21 protein-coding genes are annotated in these 21,981 nt (G+C 71.4%); 10 read left to right on the forward strand and 11 right to left on the reverse strand.

What is annotated here, in order from left to right:
* Nucleotides 1-31 precede the first annotated feature (31 nt).
* Entirely contained in the window at nucleotides 32-1,414 is a 1,383-nt protein-coding gene (locus tag HUT10_RS19260; RefSeq protein WP_176172490.1) for a PLP-dependent aminotransferase family protein, read from the forward strand.
* Between the two features lie 302 nt (nucleotides 1,415-1,716).
* Here the strand turns inward: HUT10_RS19260 and HUT10_RS19265 are convergent, their stop codons facing one another.
* The 3 genes from HUT10_RS19265 to HUT10_RS19275 all read right to left on the reverse strand — a co-directional run bounded on the left by HUT10_RS19265 (nucleotide 1,717) and on the right by HUT10_RS19275 (nucleotide 4,858).
* Entirely contained in the window at nucleotides 1,717-2,442 is a 726-nt protein-coding gene (locus HUT10_RS19265; RefSeq protein WP_176172491.1) for a peptidylprolyl isomerase, read from the reverse strand.
* A gap of 262 nt (nucleotides 2,443-2,704) precedes the next feature.
* Nucleotides 2,705-3,670, reverse strand: coding sequence for a methylmalonyl Co-A mutase-associated GTPase MeaB (meaB, locus tag HUT10_RS19270; RefSeq protein WP_176172492.1), 966 nt, complete (start codon nucleotides 3,668-3,670; stop codon nucleotides 2,705-2,707).
* Nucleotides 3,671-4,858 carry an acetyl-CoA C-acetyltransferase gene (locus HUT10_RS19275; protein ID WP_176172493.1) on the reverse strand — a complete coding sequence of 396 codons (1,188 nt, stop codon included), beginning with the start codon at nucleotides 4,856-4,858 and terminating at the stop codon, nucleotides 3,671-3,673. It abuts the gene before it with no gap.
* A gap of 137 nt (nucleotides 4,859-4,995) precedes the next feature.
* Between HUT10_RS19275 and mce the strand changes: the two genes are divergently transcribed.
* The gene (gene mce, locus HUT10_RS19280) at nucleotides 4,996-5,451 is read left to right on the forward strand and encodes a methylmalonyl-CoA epimerase (RefSeq protein WP_176172494.1); all 456 of its coding nucleotides are present in this window, start codon (nucleotides 4,996-4,998) and stop codon (nucleotides 5,449-5,451) included.
* A 171-nt stretch (nucleotides 5,452-5,622) separates the two neighbouring features.
* Here mce and HUT10_RS19285 read toward each other — a convergent pair whose 3' ends face one another.
* On the reverse strand, nucleotides 5,623-6,195 hold the full coding sequence (locus HUT10_RS19285; RefSeq protein ID WP_176172495.1) for a TetR/AcrR family transcriptional regulator: 573 nt from the start codon (nucleotides 6,193-6,195) through the stop codon (nucleotides 5,623-5,625).
* 19 nt (nucleotides 6,196-6,214) lie between these two features.
* Complete coding sequence (locus HUT10_RS19290; protein ID WP_176172496.1) at nucleotides 6,215-6,583, reverse strand: SPW repeat protein; 369 nt, start codon at nucleotides 6,581-6,583, stop codon at nucleotides 6,215-6,217.
* A gap of 198 nt (nucleotides 6,584-6,781) precedes the next feature.
* Here HUT10_RS19290 and ccrA point away from each other — a divergent pair, with 198 nt between their 5' ends.
* The 5 genes from ccrA (at nucleotide 6,782) to HUT10_RS19315 (ending at nucleotide 13,841) form a co-directional block, all read left to right on the forward strand.
* Nucleotides 6,782-8,122: a crotonyl-CoA carboxylase/reductase gene (gene ccrA, locus HUT10_RS19295; RefSeq protein WP_176172497.1), complete on the forward strand. Its 1,341-nt coding sequence runs from the start codon at nucleotides 6,782-6,784 to the stop codon at nucleotides 8,120-8,122.
* Nucleotides 8,123-8,306: 184 nt separating this feature from the next.
* On the forward strand, nucleotides 8,307-9,533 hold the full coding sequence (locus HUT10_RS19300; protein ID WP_303247029.1) for a chromosome segregation protein: 1,227 nt from the start codon (nucleotides 8,307-8,309) through the stop codon (nucleotides 9,531-9,533).
* Between the two features lie 93 nt (nucleotides 9,534-9,626).
* A complete protein-coding gene (locus HUT10_RS19305) occupies nucleotides 9,627-10,079 on the forward strand; it encodes a universal stress protein (protein ID WP_176172499.1) in 453 nt (150 codons plus the stop codon).
* 1 nt (nucleotide 10,080) lies between these two features.
* Nucleotides 10,081-11,217, forward strand: coding sequence for an adenylate/guanylate cyclase domain-containing protein (locus HUT10_RS19310; protein WP_176172500.1), 1,137 nt, complete (start codon nucleotides 10,081-10,083; stop codon nucleotides 11,215-11,217).
* 161 nt (nucleotides 11,218-11,378) lie between these two features.
* The gene (locus HUT10_RS19315; RefSeq protein WP_176172501.1) at nucleotides 11,379-13,841 is read left to right on the forward strand and encodes a TIR domain-containing protein; all 2,463 of its coding nucleotides are present in this window, start codon (nucleotides 11,379-11,381) and stop codon (nucleotides 13,839-13,841) included.
* Here HUT10_RS19315 and paaE read toward each other — a convergent pair.
* The 6 genes from paaE to paaZ form a co-directional block, all read right to left on the reverse strand.
* Entirely contained in the window at nucleotides 13,819-14,871 is a 1,053-nt protein-coding gene (gene paaE, locus HUT10_RS19320; RefSeq protein ID WP_176172502.1) for a 1,2-phenylacetyl-CoA epoxidase subunit PaaE, read from the reverse strand. The two genes, HUT10_RS19315 and paaE, sit on opposite strands and share 23 nt — an antisense overlap.
* Nucleotide 14,872: 1 nt before the next feature.
* Nucleotides 14,873-15,361, reverse strand: coding sequence for a 1,2-phenylacetyl-CoA epoxidase subunit PaaD (paaD, locus tag HUT10_RS19325; protein WP_176172503.1), 489 nt, complete (start codon nucleotides 15,359-15,361; stop codon nucleotides 14,873-14,875).
* Nucleotides 15,355-16,212: a 1,2-phenylacetyl-CoA epoxidase subunit PaaC gene (gene paaC, locus HUT10_RS19330; protein WP_176172504.1), complete on the reverse strand. Its 858-nt coding sequence runs from the start codon at nucleotides 16,210-16,212 to the stop codon at nucleotides 15,355-15,357. Before paaC ends, paaD begins: the two co-directional genes overlap by 7 nt.
* Complete coding sequence (paaB, locus tag HUT10_RS19335; RefSeq protein WP_254897476.1) at nucleotides 16,209-16,466, reverse strand: 1,2-phenylacetyl-CoA epoxidase subunit PaaB; 258 nt, start codon at nucleotides 16,464-16,466, stop codon at nucleotides 16,209-16,211. Before paaB ends, paaC begins: the two co-directional genes overlap by 4 nt.
* A 95-nt stretch (nucleotides 16,467-16,561) precedes the next feature.
* Nucleotides 16,562-17,494: a 1,2-phenylacetyl-CoA epoxidase subunit PaaA gene (gene paaA / locus HUT10_RS19340; protein WP_176172506.1), complete on the reverse strand. Its 933-nt coding sequence runs from the start codon at nucleotides 17,492-17,494 to the stop codon at nucleotides 16,562-16,564.
* Complete coding sequence (gene paaZ, locus HUT10_RS19345) at nucleotides 17,491-19,518, reverse strand: phenylacetic acid degradation bifunctional protein PaaZ (RefSeq protein WP_176172507.1); 2,028 nt, start codon at nucleotides 19,516-19,518, stop codon at nucleotides 17,491-17,493. Before paaZ ends, paaA begins: the two co-directional genes overlap by 4 nt.
* A 170-nt stretch (nucleotides 19,519-19,688) precedes the next feature.
* Here paaZ and paaI point away from each other — a divergent pair, with 170 nt between their 5' ends.
* From paaI to HUT10_RS19360, 3 genes are read left to right on the forward strand one after another with little or no spacing between them, the layout of a single operon-like run.
* Nucleotides 19,689-20,099, forward strand: a complete 411-nt coding sequence (paaI, locus tag HUT10_RS19350) for a hydroxyphenylacetyl-CoA thioesterase PaaI (RefSeq protein ID WP_176172508.1) — start codon at nucleotides 19,689-19,691, stop codon at nucleotides 20,097-20,099.
* A 2-nt stretch (nucleotides 20,100-20,101) separates the two neighbouring features.
* A complete protein-coding gene (gene paaK, locus HUT10_RS19355) occupies nucleotides 20,102-21,379 on the forward strand; it encodes a phenylacetate--CoA ligase PaaK (RefSeq protein WP_176172509.1) in 1,278 nt (425 codons plus the stop codon).
* Entirely contained in the window at nucleotides 21,376-21,969 is a 594-nt protein-coding gene (locus HUT10_RS19360; protein WP_176172510.1) for a TetR/AcrR family transcriptional regulator, read from the forward strand. The genes paaK and HUT10_RS19360 overlap by 4 nt, the downstream gene beginning before the upstream one ends.
* The last annotated feature ends 12 nt before the right edge of the window (nucleotides 21,970-21,981 follow it).

Below are 21,981 nucleotides of genomic sequence, written 5' to 3' on the forward strand. Positions count from 1 at the left end.
GCGAACTGGTCCACGGGTATGGTCCAGTCGCATGACGGATTCGTGGTCCAGTTCCGGGCTCGACGTCCACCTCGGCTGGCAGCCCGCGTCCGGCCGCGCCGGGCTCGCGGCGGCGATCCGCGCGGCCATCCGGGACGGCCGGTGGCAGGCGGGCGCGGCCGTGCCCTCGACCCGCGCGCTGGCCCACGACCTCGGCGTCGCCCGCGGCACGGTCACCCGCGTGTACGCCGATCTGGCCGCCGAGGGGTACCTGCGCACGGCACAGGGCGCGCCGACCCGGGTGGCGACCGCGGGTTCGCTCCCCCAGTCCGCGCCGCGGCAGGCCCCGCGCGACCCGGCGCCGCGGTGGGACCTGCGGCCGGGCCGTCCGGACCTGACGGCGTTCCCGCGGCAGGCGTGGCTGACCGCGACCCGCCGGGCCCTGCTGCGGACGCCGGCGTCGGCGTTCGGGTACGAGTCGGAGCTGGGCGCGCCGGAGCTGCGGGACACCCTCGCCGGCTACCTCGCGCGGGCGCGCGGGGTGGTCGCCGACCCGGCGCGGATCGTGGTGTGCCACGGGTATTCGCACGCCATCGCGGTGGTGTCGCGGGCGCTGTTCTCGTTGGGTACGAGGGAAATGGCGTTCGAGAACCCGTCGCTGGGGATGTACCGGTCGATCGCGGCGGCGCAGGGCCCGCGGATCGTCGGGGTGGACGTCGACGGCCACGGCCTCGACGTGTCCGCTTTGGACAGTCCGGCGGTGGTCGTCACCCCGGCGCACCAGTACCCGACCGGCGTCACGCTCGCGCCGCCCCGCCGGGCGGCGCTGACCCGCTGGGCGAGCGAATCCGGCGCGTTCGTGCTGGAGGACGACTACGACGGCGAGTTCCGCTTCGACCGCCAGCAGGTCGGGGCGTTGCAGGCGTTGGCGCCGGAGCGGGTGGTGTACGCGGGCACGGCCAGCAAGACGCTCGCCCCGGCCCTCCGCCTGGCCTGGCTGGTGCTGCCGCGGTCGCTGGTGGAGCCGGTCCGCGCGGCGATGGCCGAAAGCGGCTCGCGCCCGGCGTTGCTGAACCAGCTGGCGCTGGCCGAGCTGATCGACTCGGGCGCGTACGACCGGCACGTCCGCCGCAGCCGCGCCGAGTACCGCTCCCGCCGCACCCGCCTCTTGGCCGCACTACCGGACTCGGTCCGCCCGCACGGCATCGCGGCCGGCCTGCACCTGCTCCTCATGCTGCCCCCGGACGGCCCTTCCGAGGCCACCGCCCTGGCCGCCTGCCGCCGCCGCGCAATCGGCATCGAAGGCCTGTCCGGCCACTGGATGACCCCCGACGGCCCCGGCGGCCTCATCGTCGGCTACGCGGCAACCCCATCCCACGCCTTCACCGGAGCAACCCAAAACCTGGTGGAAGCCCTAGCCGAAATAACCCCCTGACACCCCAACTCCCGCCCCCAGACACGCGAGTCCCGCCCCCAAACACGCGACTCCCGCCTCCAATCACGCCAACCGACCCTCCAGGCACGCGATCCGACCCTCCAGATGCGCGGTCCGACTCTCCCGGTACGCGAGTCGACCCTCCGATCACGCGAGTCGACCTCCCAATCACGTGTGATGCCCCTCCAATCACACGTGATGCCCCTTCAATCACGCGAGAAGCCCGCCCAATCACGCGAGATACCCCGCCAAGCACAGGTGATGCCCGCGGGCCGCTCCACCGGAGCGGCCCGCAGCCACCGTCAGAACCAGCAGTCCGGCCGGACCCGGAGCAGTTCCGTCCGCAGCACCGGCGTCCCGTCGACCGGCGCCGGGTCCTCCGCGGTCGGCTGGATCCCGCCGGCCGCGACCTTGTCCAGCGTCTTCAGCCCTTCCGCACCGACCGTGCCGAACACCGTGTAGTTCGGCCGCAGCGCGGAATCGCCGTACACGACGAAGAACTGCGAACCGTTCGTGTCCGGCCCCGCGTTGGCCATCGCGAGCAGCCCGCGCGCGTAGACCCGCCGGGCGCCGGTCGGGTCGGTCGGGGCCGGCGGCAGGTCGACCGGCAGCTCGTCCTTGTACTTGTAGCCCGGCCCGCCTTCCCCGGTCGCCGTCGGGTCACCGCACTGCAGCACCTTCAACGTCGGGTACGCGGTCAGCCGGTGGCACACCGTGTGGTCGTAGAACCGGTGCCGCGCCAGGTGCAGGAAGCTCTGCACGGTGCATGGCGCCTTCGCCCGGTCCAGCCGCAGCGGCAGCGCACCCTGGCTGGTCGGCACGGCGACGTCGACCTTGCCGCGGTCCGGCGTGTGCCGCGGGTCGGGCGGCAGCGGGACCGGCCGCGCGGGCGGCTCGTCCGGGGTTTCGGTGTACTGGCAGGGCCCGTGCGTCGTCTTCGGCGGCGGAGCGTCGGCCGCCGCGGCGACGCCGTTCCCCGCCACGAACAACGCGCCCGCCGCCAGCGCGGTGAGAAGTGTCCTCTTCATGCTGCACGCCCTCCCAGTGATCGCCCGGTTCCGGAGCGCCCCGCAGTCTAGGGCCCGGCACCGACAGCCAGAACCGGCGAAAGTCGTCCCACGTCAGCCGGTCGGGTGAACCTCGGCGCCCGCACCCCGGAAATTGTCGGACCCCCGGCGCACGATGGTCGGCACACGGCAAACCCGCCGTCCACGAGGGGAGAGCACCATGGAGATCCGGCGGAGAACCGTTGCGCTGGCACGGTTTCTGCTGACGCGGCTCGCGTCCGCACTACCCGCGCAGGTCCGCGATCAGTTCCTCGGCGGCGGCGAACGGGTCCAGTTCCCGCGCCACGACCCGCTCGGCCACCCCGGCGAGCCGCCCTCCGCCGCGCAGGTCGACGAGCTCCGCCCGAAGCCGCCGGAGCGCGATCGCCTCGACCTCGTCCCGCGCCCGCGCCACCCGGCGCCGGGCCAGCTCGTCGTGCTCGGCCAGCCAGTCGTGGTGCGCGGCCAGCGCCCGGACGACGTCGTCGACGCCCTCGCCCTTGGCCGCGACGGTCCGCACGATCGGCTGGCGCCAGCTCGGCCCCCGGATCTCCCGGCGCGCCAGGGAAATCATCTGCTTGAGGTCGTGCACGGTGGCGTCGGCGCCGTCGCGGTCCGCCTTGTTCACGACGAAGACGTCGGCGATCTCCAGCACGCCGGCCTTCGCGGCCTGGATGCCATCGCCCATGCCCGGGGCGAGCAGCACCACTGTGGTGTCGGCGAGTTTCACGACGTCCACTTCGGACTGCCCGACGCCGACGGTCTCGATCAGCACGACGTCGAACCCGGCCGCGTCCAGCACGCGCACCGCCTGCGGGGTCGCCCAGGAGAGCCCGCCGAGGTGCCCGCGGGTAGCCATCGAGCGGATGAACACCCCGGGGTCGGTGGCGTGCTCGGTCATCCGGATCCGGTCGCCGAGCAGCGCACCGCCCGAAAACGGCGAAGACGGGTCGATGGCCAGCACCCCGACTCGCTTGCCCTCCGCGCGCAACGCGGTGAGCAGCGCCGAGGTCGATGTCGACTTGCCGACTCCTGGCGGTCCGGTGAGCCCGACGACCCGGGCCCGCCCGGTGTGCGGGGTCAGCGCCCGCGCGATATCCGCGACGCGCGGGTGGGCGTCCTCGACGAGCGACAGCAGCCGCGCGACGGCACGGGGTTGGCCGTCCCGCGCGCGGCCGACGAGGTCGTCGAGATCGAGTGGTCCGGCCACTTACGCCGACGGCACCCGCAGCAGGAGGGCGTCGCCCTGGCCGCCGCCACCGCACAGCGCGGCCGCGCCGAGCCCGCCGCCGCGGCGGCGCAGCTCGTGGATCAGGTGCACCGCGAGCCGGGCGCCGGAGGCGCCGATCGGGTGGCCGAGGGCGATGGCGCCGCCGTTGACGTTGACCTTCTCCGGGTCGAGGCCGAGCTTCTCGGTGGAGACGAGCCCGACGGCGGCGAAGGCCTCGTTGATTTCGACGAGGTCGAGCGCGTCGGCGGTCAGGTTCGCCTTCGCCAGCGCGGCGAGGATGGCGTTCGACGGCTGCTCGTGCAGGCTCGCGTCGGGCCCGGCGACGACACCGTGCGCGCCGATCTCGGCCAGCGGCGTGATCCCGAGCTCCTCGGCCTTGGCCTTGCTGGCCACGACGACCGCGGCGGCGCCGTCGGAGATCTGCGAGGCCGAGCCGGCGGTGATGGTGCCGTCGGAGGCGAAGGCCGGGCGCAGCTTGGCGAGGCCTTCGGCGGTCGTGTCGGCGCGGACGCCCTCGTCGGTGTCGAAGACGACCGGGTCACCCTTGCGCTGCGGGATGGAGACCGGCGCGATCTCGTCGGCGAAGTAGCCGTTCTTGATCGCCTCGGCGGCGCGCTGGTGGGAGCGGGCGGAGAAGGCGTCCTGCTGCTCGCGGGTGACGCCGTAGCGGGCGTTGTACTTCTCCGTCGAGGCGCCCATGGCGACCTGGTCGAAGGCGCAGAAGAGGCCGTCGTAGGCCATGTGGTCGACGAGCGTGGTGTCGCCGTACTTGAAGCCGGAGCGGGACTTGGGCAGCAGGTGCGGTGCCTGGGTCATCGACTCCTGGCCGCCGGCGACGACGAGGTCGAACTCGCCGGCACGGATGAGCTGGTCGGCGAGGGCGATGGCGTCGAGGCCGGAGAGGCAGACCTTGTTGATGGTCAGCGCGGGCACGCTCATCGGGATGCCCGCGGCGACGGCGGCCTGGCGGGCCGGGATCTGGCCGGCGCCGGCGGTGAGCACCTGGCCCATGATCGTGTACTGCACCGCGTCCGGGGAGACCCCGGCGCGTTCGAGGGCCGCCTTGATCGCGACACCGCCCAGCTGGGCGCCCGTGAAGTCCTTGAGGGAGCCCAGCAGGCGCCCGATCGGCGTACGGGCGGCACCCAGGATCACGGAACCGGACACGGCGTCCTCCAAGCATCGGCGCATGGGCAGTTTTTCCGACCATACCCGGGAGCAGGGCTTCTTGATGGAGCCAGTGTGAGGCGGGGCACGCGACGAATCCGCCTCGCCGCGGCGCGCGGGCCCCCTATCCTGCCTCCATGGATGACGCCCTGCGGCCGTTCGTGACGGCCATCGACCACGTCGGCATCGCGGTCCCGGACCTGGACGCGGCCATCGAGTTCCACCGCGCGCACTTCGGACTGGAGGTCGCGCACGAGGAGGTGAACGAGGAGCAGGGAGTCCGCGAGGCGATGCTGCGCGCCCCGGGCACGGCGGGCACGGAGACGCAGATCCAGCTCCTGGCCCCGCTGCGCGAAGACTCGGCGATCGGCAAGTTCCTGGCCAAGAGCGGCCCGGGCCTGCAGCAGCTGGCGTACCGGGTGTCCGATGTGGACGCCGCGGCGGCGGCCCTGCGCGAGAAGGGCCTGCGCATGCTGTACGAGGAGGCGAAGAGGGGTACCTCTAACAGCCGGGTGAACTTCGTCCACCCGAAGGACGCGGGCGGCGTCCTCGTGGAACTGGTCGAGCCGGCCAAGGGCGCCACGGAGCACTGACTCGTTCCGGCACAACGGATCGGGGCGCCGGCCGCACGTCCGTGACGCCGAACGGGCGCACGGCCGGCACGCCGACCCAGGCAAGGCCGGCGCCGATCCGGGCAAGGCCAGCACGCCGACCCGGGCAAGGCCTGCGCGCCGACCCAGGCAAGGCCGGCGCGCCGATTCGGGCTAGGCCGGCGCGGCCTTCGACGCGAGCGCGTCCGCGATGAACGTCAGCTCGCCGTCGAACTCCGCCGGCAGGTCGTCGTCCGAGTGCCGGGCCGTCGCGTGCCGGTGGCTGACCGCGCGGGCCAGCAAGCCCGACGCCCGCTCGACGTCGGCCGTCGGCAAGCCGCCGCCTGTCGCCGCGACGATCACCGCGCGGACCTGGCGGACCAGCACCTGGAACCGCTCGTGCAGGGCGTCGCGGACCGCGTGGTGCGTGTCCGCCTCGCGCCACAGCAGGTGCGACAGGCCCAGCGACCTGCTGAACCGGTGGTCGAGCTCGCGGACCAACCGGCGCAGGCTGCCCGCCAGATCGCCCGGCACGACGACCACCGCCGGCTCGATACGCTCGTCCGGCAAGCGCTCGACCAGGGCCGTCAGCAGGTCGGACTTGTGGCGGAAGTAGTAGTGCACCAGCCCCTTCGGCACCCCGGCGCGCTCCGCGATGCGCGAAGTCGGGGTGGCGTCGAAGCCGGACTCGGCGAAGAGCGCCTCGGCGGCGCAGAGAATGCGCTCCTTCGCCGAATCCTCGGTCATGCCCGTGCCTCCTGCGTCGTCAGTGCTGCCCGGCCGTGCGGTGCGCGGCGTTCGCGACCGGCATCGCCGCCGCACCGGCGATGACCACCAGCACCCCGGCGATCCAGGACGTCCAGGACGCGCCGTTGAACTCCGTGTACCCCATCACCCACGGCGCGATGAACAACAGCACGCCGAGCGCGATCTGGATGCCTTCGCCGTAGACCATGCCCGGCATCGCCAGCGAAACCAGGCCGTCGAGTGCGATCAGCGCGCCCAGGACGACCATCGTCCACATCGCGGTCGTGTCCGTGCTCAGCCAAAGGGGTGAAAGAGCGGCGACCACCCCGATGACGACCTCGGCCCAGTCGTGGGGCCGGGTCCACGCGCGCGTAGAGACTTCACTCATTCGTGCTCACCTCCGTCGGTGAAACTGCTGGTCGGGCGGTGTACCCACCATTGATGATCCGCTTGACTGGCCAGCCGGTCAAGATTGGTGCGTCACAGTTCCGCGTGTAATCGTGCTGTCCGTCTCGTACAGTTGTGGGCGCGTGTTACCGGCGAGTAATTTCTGCCGCCAACGCCCCCCATCTCCGCGGAGGAACCGATGACGCAGCTCGGCGAGATCCAGCAGGCCATCCTGAACGGCGAGTCCGCCGCGGTCGGGTCCTTGCCCGTGCCCGAGAGCTACCGCGGGGTCACCGTGCACGCGGACGAGGTCGACATGTTCGAGGGCCTCGAGAGCCGGGACAAGGACCCGCGCAAGTCGCTGCACGTCGACGACGTGCCCGTGCCCGAGCTGGGGCCGGGCGAGGCGCTGGTCGCCGTCATGGCGAGCGCCATCAACTACAACACCGTCTGGACCTCGATCTTCGAGCCGATCCCGACGTTCAAGTTCCTGAAGAAGTACGGGAAGCTCTCGCCGCTGGCCAAGCGGCACGACCTGCCGTACCACGTCGTGGGCTCGGACCTGTCCGGTGTCGTGCTGCGGACCGGGGTCGGCGTGCACAACTGGAAGCCCGGTGACGAGGTCGTCGCGCACTGCCTGAACGTCGAGCTCGAGGGCCCGGACGGGCACAACGACACCATGCTCGACACCGAGCAGCGGATCTGGGGCTTCGAGACGAACTTCGGCGGCCTCGCCGAGATCGCGCTGGTCAAGGCCAACCAGCTGATGCCGAAGCCGGACCACCTGACCTGGGAGGAGGCCGCCTCCCCCGGCCTGGTGAACTCCACCGCCTACCGGCAGCTCGTCTCGCGCAACGGCGCGGACATGAAGCAGGGTGACGTCGTCCTGATCTGGGGCGCCTCGGGCGGCCTCGGCTCCTACGCGACGCAGTACGCGCTGAACGGCGGGGCCATCCCGGTCTGCGTCGTGTCCAGCCCCGAGAAGGCGGCGATCTGCCGGAAGCTCGGCGCCGACCTGATCATCGACCGCAGCGCCGAGGACTACCGGTTCTGGAAGAACGACACCGAGCAGGACCCGAAGGAGTGGCAGCGCTTCGGCGCGAAGATCCGCGAGCTGACCGGCGGCGACGACCCGGACATCGTGTTCGAGCACCCGGGCCGGGAGACCTTCGGCGCGTCCGTCTACGCCGCGCGCAAGGGCGGCACGATCGTCACCTGCGCGTCGACCTCGGGGTACATGCACCAGTACGACAACCGCTACCTGTGGATGAACCTGAAGCGGATCATCGGCTCCCACTTCGCGAACTACCGCGAGTCGTGGGAAGCGAACCGGCTGATCGCCAAGGGCCTCATCCACCCGACGCTGTCGAAGACCTACTCGCTCGAAGAGACCGGGCAGGCCGCGCTGGACGTGCACCGCAACGCGCACCAGGGGAAGGTCGGCGTGCTCGCCCTCGCCCCGCAGGAGGGCCTCGGCGTCCGCGACGAAGAGAAGCGCGCGAAGCACATCGAGGGCATCAACGCGTTCCGCGGCGCATGACCCGTGACCAGGCCGGGAGCCGTCCCGCTCCCGGCGTCGGGAACCGGCGAGGAACCGCCCGATCCGGGCGGTTCCTTTCGCCGCGGCAGACGGCGCGTTCGGCGCACGGCACGGGTGCTCACCCTTCCGTGACCGGACTGCGGCTACGGTAGGCGCCATGAGCCTTGGCGATGAACGGGAGCTTGTGCCGCTGGGAGCCGGCTTCGACGTGGCGAAGCGCGGGTACAGCCGAGCGCAGGTCGACGAGCACCTCGAACGGCTGGACGCCGATCTGAAGATGCTCACCGCGGATCGGGACGCCGCCATCGCGCAGGCGGGCGACCTCGCCCGTCAGCTGGAGATCGCGCGCGGCGAGATCGCGGACCTGCGCGGGCAGGTCGATCGGCTCGCCCAGCCGCCGACGAGCGTCGAAGGCCTGTCCGAACGGCTGCAGCGGATGCTGCGCCTGGCCCAGGACGAATCCGCGGACACGCGCGCCCGCGCCGAAGCCGAGGCCGGGCACATCCGGGCCAAGGCCGAGACGGACGCCAGCGCCATGCGGGCGCGCTACGAGCAGCTGCTCACCGAGCTCGACCTGCGCCGCAAGGAGATGGAGGCGGAGCACCGCAAGGTGCTCGAAGACGCCCGCGCGGAGGCGAAGAAGATCACCGACGAGGCCGAGGCCGAGCGCAAGCGGCTCGACACGGAGTCGTCGGAGCGCCGCACCAAGGTCGAAGAGGACTTCGAGATCGCGATGGCCGCGCGCCGCACCGAGGCGATGCGGGTGCTGGCGGAGCAGGAGGCGGCGAGCAAGGCCGAAGCCGCGCGGCGCGTCCAGGAGGCCACGCAGGACGCCGCCGACATCCGCGCGAAGGTCCTCGAAGAGGAGAAGGCCGCGAAGGCCGACATCGACCGCCGTCAGCGGGAGTCGGTCGCGGAGGCGAACAAGCGCCGTCAGGACTCGATCACCGAGGCCAACGCCCGGCTCGCGGAGGCCGCCGACGAGGCGCGGCGCCGCGTGACGTCGGCCACGGAGGAGTCCAACCGGCGGATCACCCAGGCGAACGAGCGGGTCGACGCACTGCGGAAGGTGCGCGGCGGGCTGGCCGAGCAGGTGCGCGCGGCGCGGGCCGTGCTGGCCGAGGCGCACACCGTGCTCGGCAACGACGTGAAGGTGCCCGCCGACGTCAAGGCCGACCTGGTCGCGGACGCCAAGACGGACCCGAAGCCGGACGCCGAGGACGAGACCGAGAAGACGGTCCGGGTCCCCGACGTCGAGGAGACGATCCGGATCCGCGCCTCCGACGTGCCGAAGCCCCCGGCGAAGCCGTCGGCCAAGCCCGCGATCAAGCCCGCGGTGAAACCGGCACCCAAACCGGCGCCGAAGCCGGCGCCGCGGGCGACCGGAGCGCAGAAACCGACTGGCGAGTAACCTTCCACCCGACACGGGCGCGGACGAGCCTGCGCGGTCGGTACCGACCGGCTATCGTCCCTGCTCACGCGGGATCACCTGGAGGTTTTGCGCATGGGTGCGGCATATCGGACCGTGGTGGTGGGCACGGACGGCTCGGAGTCTTCGTTCGCGGCGGTGGACCGCGCGGCGGCGGTCGCCGGCGACGCGGGCGCCACGCTCGTCATCGCGTGTGCGTTCTACCCGGCGAGCCAGTCCGACGTCGAGAAGGCTCAAGACGCCCTCGGCGATGAGGCGTACCAGGTCGTGGGCTCGGCCCCGGCCGAAGACACCCTGCAGTCGGCGCGGGACCGGGCGGCGCGCGCGGGTGCGGAGAAGATCGACACGGTCGCGGTCAAGGGCGACCCGGTCGACTCGCTGCGCAAGGTGGTCAAGGAGCGCGAGGCCGACCTGCTGGTGGTCGGCAACCGCGGGCTGAACACGATCGCCGGCCGGATCCTGGGCTCGGTGCCGTCCGAGGTGGCCCGCAAGTCCGGCGTGGACGTGCTGATCGTCCACACGACCTGACGTGACCGATCCGAGCGAGGAACTTCAGCAGCGGCTCGAACGCGTCCTGCTCGGCGGCCGGCGGAAGTACACCCGGCTCGAGGTGGCGGAGAAGGCCGGCGTGCCCGACGAGCGGTCACGCCGGCTCTGGCGCGCGCTGGGGTTCGCGACGGTCCGCGACGACGAGGTGGTCTTCACCGACGCCGACGTCGAGGCGATGCGGACCGCCGACCAGCTGGTCCAGTCCGGCCTGATCGACCCGAGCATCGAGGTGTCGGTGACGCGCGCGCTCGGCCAGCACCTGTCGCGGCTGGCCGAATGGCAGGTCGACATGCTGTGGCAGCTGATCCGGGACCAGCCGGAGCTCGGCCGCAGCGAGCGCCAGGTGACGCGCCTGGTCGACCGGTTGCTGCCCGAGCTGGAGCAGGTGCAGAACTTCGTCTGGCGCCGCCACCTGGCCGCGTACGCCGGCCGCGCGTTCGCGGCTTCGGACGAGCACCTGGAGGCCCGCACCGAGGTGGTCGGGTTCGTCGACATGGTGGGCTACACGCGCCTGACGCGCCAGATCGGCGAGGACGAGCTGAGCCGCGTGCTCGACGCGTTCGAGACCCTGGCCACAGAGGTGATCGCCGAGCACCACGGCCGCGTGGTGAAGATGATCGGCGACGAGGTCCTGTTCGTGGCGGACACCCCGGTCGACGCGGCGGAGATCGCCCTGACGCTGACCGAGCGCACATCGGCGGACGAGACACTGCCGGCGGTCCGCGCGGGCATGGCGTCGGGCCGCATCCTGTCGCGCTTCGGCGACGTCTACGGCTCGGTGGTCAACCTGGCGGCCCGCCTGACGTCGGTGGCCCGCCCGGGCACGATCCTGGTCGACCGCGAACTGGCGACCGAACTGGCGGAGGAGAAGGCGTACGACCTCCGCCCCCGCAGACCGGTGACGGTCCGCGGCTACAACCGCCTCCGCCCGGCGGCCCTGCGCCGCGCGAGCGCCGCCCCGACGGGCATGTTCGCCAGTTCCCAGCAGCTGGCGGCGGAGATGCTGGGCCTGACAGCCGCAGCTGCCGAAGCCGAGCCTGCCGACGAGCGCGTGGAGCACGGAGAGGGACACACCGAGGCAGGACCTCGCCGTCGGCGGCGCCGTCGTCTCCGCTGACCCGTCGGAAGCGGTGGCGGTGTCCCGGCCGACGCTCGACCCACGCCGGTAAACTCGCCTCTCGCCGGAACGAAGCGGGGAGGTGGACGCGTGGCACGGCACCAGTCCGGCGTTGGTGAGCCGACCAGGCTGCGTCCGCACGACGTCGTGAGCGGTGCGGCGTGACCCAGCCGATGCGACGCCGCAACGTGATCGCCCGGGCCGTACTTCACTGGCTGTACGTCGAGAACGATGCGTATCCGGTTGCCGAAGATTTTCTCGAGCTCCCGGAGTCTCGCATCGACGGCGAGCAGGTCGGGCGCGACGAATTCGCCCGCATCATCCGGTGGCTGGATGACCGCGGTCTTGTCGACGGCGTACGCGTCGACGAGCAGGACTATCCGGTCAGGATCATCCTCACCCCTCGGGGCAGGTTGGTCGTCGTCGAGCAGGACGGTTGGGTACAACCCGAGGCCGCACCGGCGAAGCCGCACGTCTCCACTGTCGCGGAAGCGTTTCTCGGCTGGCTGTACCAGCATGACCACGAGCAGCCGCCGCCGAAACGATTCCTCGACGACCAGCTCTCCGAAATCGAAGGTCATCAGGTCAGCGAAGCCGATCTGGTGGAGGCCGTCGAGCTGCTTCTCGCGCAGCAGCTCGTGGACGGCCCGGGGTCTTGGGGTTCACGCATCCCCCTGCGCATCCGGCTGACTTCGGCTGGTCGCGCGCGAGCTGCCGAACTCGACGGCCCGGCGAAGAGCCCGGCGCCGGCCGACGAAGACCAGCCGCGACCGCCCGTTGTGTTCATTTCGTATGCGTGGGATTCGGACGACCGTTCTCACAACGATTCGGTGCGAAGGCTGTGGGAATTGCTGCGGCTCTGTGGCATCGACGCTCAGCTCGACCTGGACGCGGAGCAGCAGCGTCAGGACTGGCCGCTGTGGATGGGGAAACAGATCCGGGAAGCCGATCACGTACTGGTGATCGCGTCACCCGCCTACCGCGAACGTGCGGAAGGCCGAGGCGAGGCGAATCGAGGGCGCGGCGTCCAGTGGGAAGCACGCCTGATCCGCGATGCCTTCTACGCCGATCCGAACGCGGTGAACCGCTTCATTCCCGTCGTGCTGCCCGGCCAGAGCGAAGCCGGTGTGCCGGACTTCTTGGCTCCGGCCAGCACGACCTACTACACGATCTCGGACTTCACCGTCGAAGGCGCGGAGGGGCTCTTGCGGCTGCTCACCGACCAGCCCGAGGTCATCCGGCCACCGTTGGGCACGGTGCCGCTGCTGCCACCACGGCCGATCCCGCAGTCCGCTCCTCCGGTGCGGGAACAGCCGCCCGCTTCCGGTGTCCGGAACGTAGTCACCGGTGACGTCAGCGGACTCGTGATCCAGGCCGGGAGCATCGGGTCCGTGGCGCCCACCGGTGCCCTCCCCTCCGCCGGCATCCAGGTCGGGGAGGGCGCCGGCCTTCGGACCAAGAGAGCTTTCGAAGACGCGTTCCGACGAGCCGGCGGCCCGGACCGCCTGGGCCGGCCGACCGACAAGGTCTTCGAAGAAGGACCGGTGTCCGTCCAGCACTTCACCGGGGACGGCGAGAGCGACGCGGTGATCTGCGCCATTGCCGATCAGGCCGCCGTGGTCGTGGATGGCCCGGTCTGGGACGACCTTTCGACGTTGCCCCGTTTTCCGGCGCAGGGCGTGCCGATCGCGCGTACCGACGCCACCGCACGCGTGGTCGACCTCGCCGGCGGAACGTGGGGCGAGGGCGTCCTGTTCCGCTCCACCGGCACGCAGGCCGCGCGGTGGCAACCCAAGCCCCGGCTGAGCATGGAGGCCCGGGAAGCCTTCCGGCTGCCCGTGGCGGAGCCGGCGGACGTCACCATCCGCGCCATCGCCACGCTCCCCTGGCCTCTGGACGACGATCTCGAGATCACCGGGCGGACCCGCCATCATCTCGAAACTCTCCTGCCCCTCACCGATTTCAATGCCCTGGCACAGACTTTGTCCATCCGGCCGGGAGACCACGGCACCCCACGACGGTGGGAGCGGGCGAGCGGGCCGAACGCCCACCAGTCGGGGCGTCACGCTCGGTACGACCAGACGTTCGCGAATCCCGCCGACGGGAGCGCGGGCGTGCGTGCGGTTGCGCGCATCATGCTCCCCGGCGTCCTGTCGTCGGCGATCACGGTGACCGTCGAGTTCCAGGTCAACTTCGCGGCGTGGCGGGCGGCTCTGGCAGCCGTCGTCGAAGGTGTGGGGGCGCCGGATCTCCGTATTACCGCGCATCGGATCGTGGACTTGTGGACGGCGCAGTGGGACGCCGCGACCCGCGTCCTGCCTCGCGCGCTCGTGGCCGATCCGGAAACCGCCGCGCTGCTGGCGCTACCGGCGGTCGAACTGCAGATCAAGCTGAACGACGAGGTCAGCGATCACCGCGGGCTCCTCGACGTGGTCGACTTGTCCGTGTTCGGGGAGCCGGATGGGCAGCCGGGTTCGCCGGGCGCGGCGACGATGACCGCTCCGATCGGACTCGACCGTGCCCAGCGGCGGGTCTGGGCAGCGAAAGCCCTGACCCGGATGGCCCGCGGCTGGGGTTTCGTGGACGCCGACGAATCGGACCTCAGGCGTCGAAGTCGATCGTGAGCGTGTCCGAGAGCGGGTACGACTGGCACGACAACACGAAGCCCGCCTCGACCTCCGCCTCCTCCAGCGCGAAGTTCCGCCGCAAGTCCACCTTGCCCTCCGTCACCTTCGCCCGGCACGTGCCGCACACCCCGCCCTTGCAGGCGAACGGCAGGTCCGGGCGGAACTTCTGCGCCCCGTCCAGCACCGATGACGTGCGCGGCAACGTCATCGGTGTCGCACGGCCGTCCAGGATCACCGATACCTCCGATGACTCGCCCGCCACCTGCGGGTCCAGGTGCTCCACCGGGGCCGGTGGGGTGTCCACGTAGAACAGCTCCTGGTGCACCTTCGAAGACGGCACGTCCAGCGACGCCAGCAGCTCCTGCGCGCCCGACACCATCTCGAACGGGCCGCACAGCCACCAGTGGTCCACCGAATCCACCGGCACCAGCGTGGAAAACAGCGTGCGCAGCTTCGGCACGTCCAAGCGTCCGGTGAACAGCTCCGCCTCGCGGGGCTCGCGGGACAGCACGTGGATCAGCTCGAGCCGCGATGGGGCGCTGTCCTTCAGGTCCGCCAGCTCGTCCGCGAACATCACCGTGTCCGTGCGGCGGTTGCCGTACAGCACCGTCACCGTGGCCGTCGACGACTGCAGGAGCGAGGACACGATCGACAGCACCGGGGTGATGCCCGAGCCCGCCGCGATCAGGACGTGGTGGCCGCCCTCGGACAGGTCCGGGGTGAACGATCCGGACGGCGGGGCCACCTCGATCGTGTCACCCGGGCGGACCTCGTTCACCAGCCACGACGAAAAGTACCCGTCCGGCACCAAGCGGACGCCGACCCGCGGGGCCGCTCCCGCCGGGGCGCAGATCGAGTACGACCGGCGCTCGTCGCGGCCGTCGACCGAGCGCCGCAGCGTCAGGGACTGGCCCGGCTTGAACGCGTACTCCGAAGCCAGCGACGAAGGCACGTCGAAGGTCACGGCAACAGCGTCGTCGCACAGCCGCTCGACCCCGGCCACCTTCAGCGAATTGAACCGCGCCACTTCAGATCTCCTTGACGTGCTCGAACGGCTCCAGGCACGCACGGCAGCGCCGCAGCGCCTTGCACGCCGTCGCGCCGAAACGGGACTGCTCTTCGGTGTCCGGCGACCCGCAGTGTGGGCACATAACGCGTGACACCGGCGCCGACAGCGTCAGCGGGATCGGCCCCGACCGGCGGGGCGCCGCGCCCGGCGGCGCGATCCCGGCCGCGGCCAGCTTCTCCCGGCCCGCGGGCGAAATCCAGTCCGACGTCCACGCCGGCGACAGCTGCGTCCGGATCTCGACGTCCGCGTAGCCCGCCGAAACCAGCGCGTGCTCCAGGTCGTCGCGCATGGTGTCCATCGCCGGGCAGCCCGTGTACGTCGGCGTGATCGCGACGACCACCCGCCCCTCGGACTCCGACACAGAGCGCAGCACGCCCAGGTCCGCCAGCGTCAGCATCGGCAGCTCGGGGTCGGTGACCGTGGCGGCCACGGCCGCGGCGGTCACCATTTCGCGTCCGGCATCGCGCGCGCCACGCTCTGCAGCTCCGCCAGCAGGTACCCGAAGGACTCGGTGTGGACGCCGTCGCGGCCCGTCCGGCCCGACACCCCGGCCAGCTCACCGGAAGCAGGCCGGGAAAGCGTCGCCGCGGCGAGCGCCTGGTCCAGCACCGCATCGAACTCGGGCCGCAGCGAAGCCGCGTCCACGAACTCCGTGGGGTGCGTGCGGAACAGCTCCCCCACGTACGGCCACACCTCGTCCAGGCCCTCCTGCATCCGCGTGTGCGACAACGGCGTCCCGTCGCCGAGGCGGACCAGCCACTGCGCCGCGTAGTCGCGGTGGTAGGTCAGCTCCTTGACGCCCTTGTCCGCGATGGCCGCCAGCACCGGGTCCACCGAGGACACCAGCCGCTGCAGCAGCGCCAGCCGCCAGGTCGAGAACACGAACAGGCGCGCGATCAGGTGCCCGAAGTGGCCGCCGCCCAGCTCCGCGAGCCGGACGTTGCGGAACTCGTTCTCCGCGCGGAGGAACGCCAGCGAGTCCTCCGTGCGCCCGGAGCCGTCGGCCTTGCCGGCGCGCGCGAGCAGCAACCGCGCCTGGCCGAGCAGGTCGAGGGCGATGTTGGCGATGGCGACCTCGTCCTCCAGCTCGGGGGCGTTGGTGCACCACTCCTGGAGCCGGTGGGAGAAGACGAGCGCGTCGTCGCCCAGCATCAGGCAGTACGCCGCCAAGGACGCGGCGTCCACACCGGACGGCACCGAGGTGTCCACTCCGGACAGCGGGTCCTCGAAGCCGGTGCCGAACGCCCAGCGCGCGTCGTTCTCCTCGGTGATGGCCTCGTACACGTTGTCGAAACTCATATGTGCGGCACATCCTCGGGAATGTCGTAGAACGTCGGGTGCCGGTAGACCTTGTCGCCGCTGGGCGCGAAGAACGGGTCCTTCTCGTCCGGCGACGACGCCGTGATGTCCGAAGCGCGCACGACCCAGATCGACACGCCCTCGTTGCGCCGCGTGTAGAGGTCGCGGGCGTGGTGCAGCGCCATCTCGTCGTCGGCGGCGTGCAGCGAGCCGACGTGGACGTGGTTCAGCCCGCGCTTGCCGCGGACGAACACCTCGTAGAGCGGCCAGTCGTGCTTGACCGGTCCCGGAGCCGCGGGGACGCCTTCGAGGGGGACGGCGCCGTGGCCGCCTTCGGCCGTCAGGTCGGTCACTTGTGCTCCTTCTTCGCGGCGTGGGCCACCGCGGCTTCCCGCACCCACGCGCCGTCTTCGTGGGCGCGACGCCGGTGCGCGATCCGCGAGGCGTTGCAGGGCCCGTTGCCCTTCAGCACGTTCTTGAACTCGTCCCAGTCGACGGCGCCGAAGTCGTAGTGGCCGCGCTCGGCGTTCCACTTCAGCTCGGGGTCCGGGAAGGTGACGCCGAGGGCTTCGGCCTGCGGCACCGACATGTCCACGAACCGCTGCCGCAGCTCGTCGTTGGTGTGGCGCTTGATCTTCCACGCCATCGACTGCGCGGTGTTCGGCGAATCGGCGTCCGGCGGCCCGAACATCATCAGCGACGGCCACCACCAGCGGTTCACGGCCTCCTGGACCATCTCCCGCTGCTGCTGGGTCCCGCGCATCATCGTCATCAGCAGCTCGTAGCCCTGCCGCTGGTGGAAGGACTCCTCCTTGCAGATCCGGATCATCGCCCGCGCGTACGGCCCGTACGACGAGCGGCACAGCGGCACCTGGTTGCAGATCGCCGCGCCGTCCACCAGCCAGCCGATCACGCCGACGTCGGCGAAGGTCAGCGTCGGGTAGTTGAAGATCGACGAGTACTTCTGCCTGCCGGTGATCAGCTTGTCGGTCAGGTCCGCGCGGTCCGCGCCGAGCGTCGCCGCCGCGGAGTACAGGTAGAGGCCGTGGCCGGCTTCGTCCTGGACCTTGGCCAGCAGGATCGCCTTGCGCCGCAGCGACGGCGCCCGCGTGATCCAGTTGCCTTCGGGCTGCATGCCGATGATCTCCGAGTGCGCGTGCTGCGCGATCTGCCGGATCATCGTCTTGCGGTAGCCCTCGGGCACCCAGTCGCGCGGCTCGATGCGCTGGTCGCGCTCGATCGTGTGCTCGAAGTGCTCCTCGAGGGAAACAGTGGCGGTCACGGCTGCTCCTTCGAAACCAGGGTCAGGACGTCGTACTTGGCCACCGACTCTCCTTCGGCGTTGGTGACGTCGGCGTCCCAGCGGACCTCGCCGTACTCCTGGTCGATCCGCGGGGTGATCTGCTTGGCGGTCAGCGTCACCGTGAGCGAGTCGCCGACCTTGACCGGGGTCAGGAAGCGCAGGTTCTCCAGGCCGTAGTTGGCCAGCACCGGGCCGGGCTCGGGCGAGACGAACAGGCCCGCGGCGAAGGAGACGACCAGGTAGCCGTGCGCGACGATCCCGCCGAACAGCGGGTTCGCGGCCGCCGCTTCCGGGTCGGTGTGGGCGTAGAACGTGTCGCCGGTGAATTCGGCGAAGTGGTCGACGTCCTCCTGCGTGACCGTGCGCGGCCCGGCGACCACCGAGTCGCCGATGCGCAGCTCGGCCAGGGACTTGCGGAACGGGTGGACGCCTTCGCTCCGCGGCGCGCCGGCGACCCAGCGGCCGGTGACCGCGGAGAGCACGGCGGGCGAGCCCTGCACGGCGGTGCGCTGCATGTGGTGCAGCACGCCGCGGATGCCGCCCATCTCCTCACCGCCGCCCGCGCGGCCGGGGCCGCCGTGGACCAGCTGCGGCATCGGCGAGCCGTGGCCGGTGGACTCCTTCGCGTCTTCGGCGTCCAGCACCAGCAGGCGGCCGTGGTACGGCGCCGCGCCGAGGACGACCTCGCGGACGAACTCCTTGTCCGCGCTGACCACGGACCCGGCCAGGCTGCCGCCGCCGCGCGCGGCGAAGTCGACGACCTGCTCGGTGGACGTGTACGGCATGAGCGTCGAGACCGGGCCGAACGCCTCGACCTCGTGCGGCTCGGAGCGCTCGGGGTCGGCCTTGAGCAGCACCGGCGAGATGAACGCGCCGCGCTCGGCGTCGGCGTCGACGACGTCGACCTTCTCCGGGTCACCGAACACGACGCTGCCGGCGTCCAGCAGCGCCTTCAGCGACCGCCGGACCTCCTCGCGCTGCTCCAGGCTGGCCAGCGCGCCCATCCGGACGCCTTCGGACGCCGGGTTGCCGACCGTCACCTTCGCCAGCCGCTCGGACGCCGCCGCGGCGACGTCGTCGAGCAGCTCGGCGGGGACGAACGCGCGCCGGATCGCGGTGCACTTCTGGCCCGCCTTGACCGTCATCTCGGTGGTCAGCTGCTTGACGAACAGGTCGAACTCGGTCGTCCCGGGCACGGCGTCCGGGCCGAGGATCGAGCAGTTCAGCGAGTCGGCCTCGGCGTTGAACCGGACGGCGTTGCGGATGATCGCCGGGTGCGCGCGCAGCTTCTGGGCGGTCGACGCCGAGCCGGTGAAGGACACCAGGTCCTGCGCGGTGACGTGGTCCAGCAGGTCGCCGACACTGCCGGCGACGAACTGCAGCGAGCCCTCGGGCAGGATGCCGGACTCGATGATCAGCTCGACCAGCCGCGCGGTCAGGTAGGCGGTGGAGCTGGCCGGCTTGACCAGGCTCGGCACCCCGGCGAGGAACGCGGGGGCGAACTTCTCCAGCGGTCCCCACACCGGGAAGTTGAACGCGTTGATCTGGACGGCGACGCCCCGCAGCGGGGTCGCGATGTGCTGGGCGACGAACGTGCCCCCGCGGCTGAGCGGCTCGACGCTGCCTTCGACGTAGACCGTGTCGTTGGGCAGCTCGCGCTTGCCCTTGGAGCCGTAGCTGAACAGGACGCCGATGCCGCCGTCGATGTCGAACTTCGAGTCGCCGAGGGTGGCACCCGTGCGCGCCGAGAGCGCGTACAGCTCCTCGCGGTGTTCGCGCAGGTGGGAGGCCAGGGCCTTCAGCAGGGCCGCGCGCTGGTGGAACGTCAGCTCGCGCAGGGCCGGGCCGCCGACCCGGCGGCCGTACTCCAGGGCGGCCGCGAAGTCGACGCCCTTCGACGAGATCCGGGCGACCTCCTCGCCCGTGGCCGCGTCGTGCAGCGGGACGCCCTCGTCCGCCGCCGTGTGCCACTCCCCGGAGACGTAGCTGCGCAGCAATGCCATCAGGTCCGACCTCTCCCGCCGAATTACCTACCGGACGTTCAGTAATTGCCATGGTAGCCGCCGTCCCCGGAGATCGGAAGGGGCGATGCTTGACAGCCGCCCCGGCCACTGCCTTTACTGAGCGGCACCGCAAGGTGACCGTCCATTCGGTCAGTCCGGGAAGGCAGTGCATGACCAACGCCGCGCACACCATGTTCGCCGCCGACGAGGCCTCGCGCGCGCTGGGCATCGAGCTCGTCGAAGCGGGTGACGGCCGGGCCGTCGCGACCATGACGATCACCCGCGCGATGGTCAACGGCCACGACATCGCCCACGGCGGGTACGTCTTCCTGCTCGCCGACACCGCGTTCGCCTGCGCGTGCAACTCGCGCGGCCCGGTGACGGTCGCCGCGGGCGCCGACATCTCCTTCGTCGCCGCCGGCCGGCTCGGCGACCACCTGGTCGCCACGGCCACCGAGCGCACCCGCTACGGCCGCAACGGCATCTACGACGTCACGGTGCACCGGGAGACCCCCGGCGGGCCCGAGGTCGTCGCCGAATTCCGCGGCCGCAGCCGCGCCCTCTCCGCGAAACGGGACTGACCATGATCGAGACGGACATCGGCGCGGACGAGCTGGCCGCCCTCCAGCTGGAACGTCTGCAGTGGACACTCCGGCACGCCTACGCGAACGTGCCCGCCTACACGCGGAAGTTCGACGAGGCCGGCGTCCACCCGGACGACTGCAAGGAACTGGCCGACCTGGCCAAGTTCCCGTTCACCACCAAGCAGGACCTGCGCGAGAACTACCCGTTCGGGATGTTCGCCGTGCCGCAGGACCAGGTGCGGCGCATCCACGCCTCGAGCGGCACGACGGGCAAGGCCACCGTCGTCGGCTACACCGAGCAGGACATCGACACGTGGGCGACGGTGATGGCCCGGTCGATCCACGCCGCGGGCGGGCGGCCGGGCCACAAGGTGCACGTCGCCTACGGTTACGGCCTGTTCACCGGCGGGCTCGGCGCGCACTACGGCGCCGAGAAGCTGGGCTGCACGGTGATCCCGGCGTCCGGGGGGATGACCGCGCGGCAGGTGCAGCTGATCACCGACTTCCGGCCCGAGATCATCATGGTGACGCCGTCGTACATGCTGACGCTGCTCGACGAGTTCGAGCGCCAGGGCGTGGACCCGCGGGCGTCTTCGCTGAAGGTGGGCATCTTCGGCGCCGAGCCGTGGACCGAGCAGATGCGCGCGGAGATCGAGGAGCGGTTCGCCCTCGACGCCGTCGACATCTACGGGCTGTCGGAGGTGATGGGCCCGGGTGTCGCGCAGGAGTGCGTCGAGACGAAGGACGGCCTGCACATCTGGGAGGACCACTTCTACCCCGAGGTGATCGACCCGTACTCCGAAGAGGTGCTGGGCGGCGGCGAGACCGGCGAGCTGGTGTTCACGTCGCTGACCAAGCAGGCGCTGCCGATCATCCGCTACCGCACCCGCGACCTGACGGCGTTGTCGCCGGGCACCGCGCGGCCGTCGTTCCGGCGGATGGCCAAGGTGACCGGGCGGACCGACGACCTGATCATCCTGCGCGGGGTCAACGTGTTCCCGACGCAGATCGAGGAGATCGTGCTGCGCACGCCCGCGCTGAGCCCGCACTTCCAGCTCGTCCGGTCCACACGCGGGCGGCTGGACCACCTGACCGTCCGGGTGGAGGCCCGGCACGACGCTTCTGCCGGTGAGCGGGAACAGGCCGCGGCTTCGCTGGTCTCGGGAGTCAAGGACGGCGTCGGCGTGACGGTGTCGGTGGACGTCGTCGACCCGGACACGCTGGAGCGGTCGATGGGCAAGATGCGGCGGATCGTCGACCAGCGGGACAAGCCGTGACGGCCCCGCGGCGCGGCCGGCCGGGCTACGACCTCGAATCGCTGCTGCAGGTGGCGGTGAAGCTGTTCAACGAGCGCGGCTACGACGGCACGAGCATGGAGGACCTCTCCCGCAAGCTCGGCATCACGAAGTCGGCGATCTACCACCACGTGCCCAGCAAGGAGGAACTGCTGCGGCTGGCGGTGGACCGCGCGCTGGACGGCCTGTTCGAGGTGGCGTCCGAAACGGCGCAGCTCGACGGGCGGGCGATCGACCGGCTGGAGCACCTGGTGCGCGGCAGCGTGCTGGTGCTGGCGGACCGGCTGCCGTTCGTGACGCTGCTGCTGCGCGTGCGCGGCAACACGAAGGTGGAGCGCGCGGCACTGGCCCGCCGCCGCGAGTTCGACCGGCTGGTGACGGACCTGGTGAAGCAGGCCGAAGCGGAGGGCGACGTCCGCCCGGACGTCGACCCGGCGGTGACGGCGAGGCTGGTGTTCGGCATGGTGAACTCGCTGATCGAGTGGTACCGGCCCCGGCGGGGCTCGGCGGCGGCCGAACTGGCGGACGCGGTGTGCAAGGTGGCCTTCGAGGGCCTGCGCACGGGGTCGTGAGCGGCCGGGCGG

The sequence above is a fragment of the Amycolatopsis sp. Hca4 genome (assembly GCF_013364075.1).
In the GTDB taxonomy this organism is placed as follows: Bacteria; Actinomycetota; Actinomycetes; order Mycobacteriales; family Pseudonocardiaceae; genus Amycolatopsis.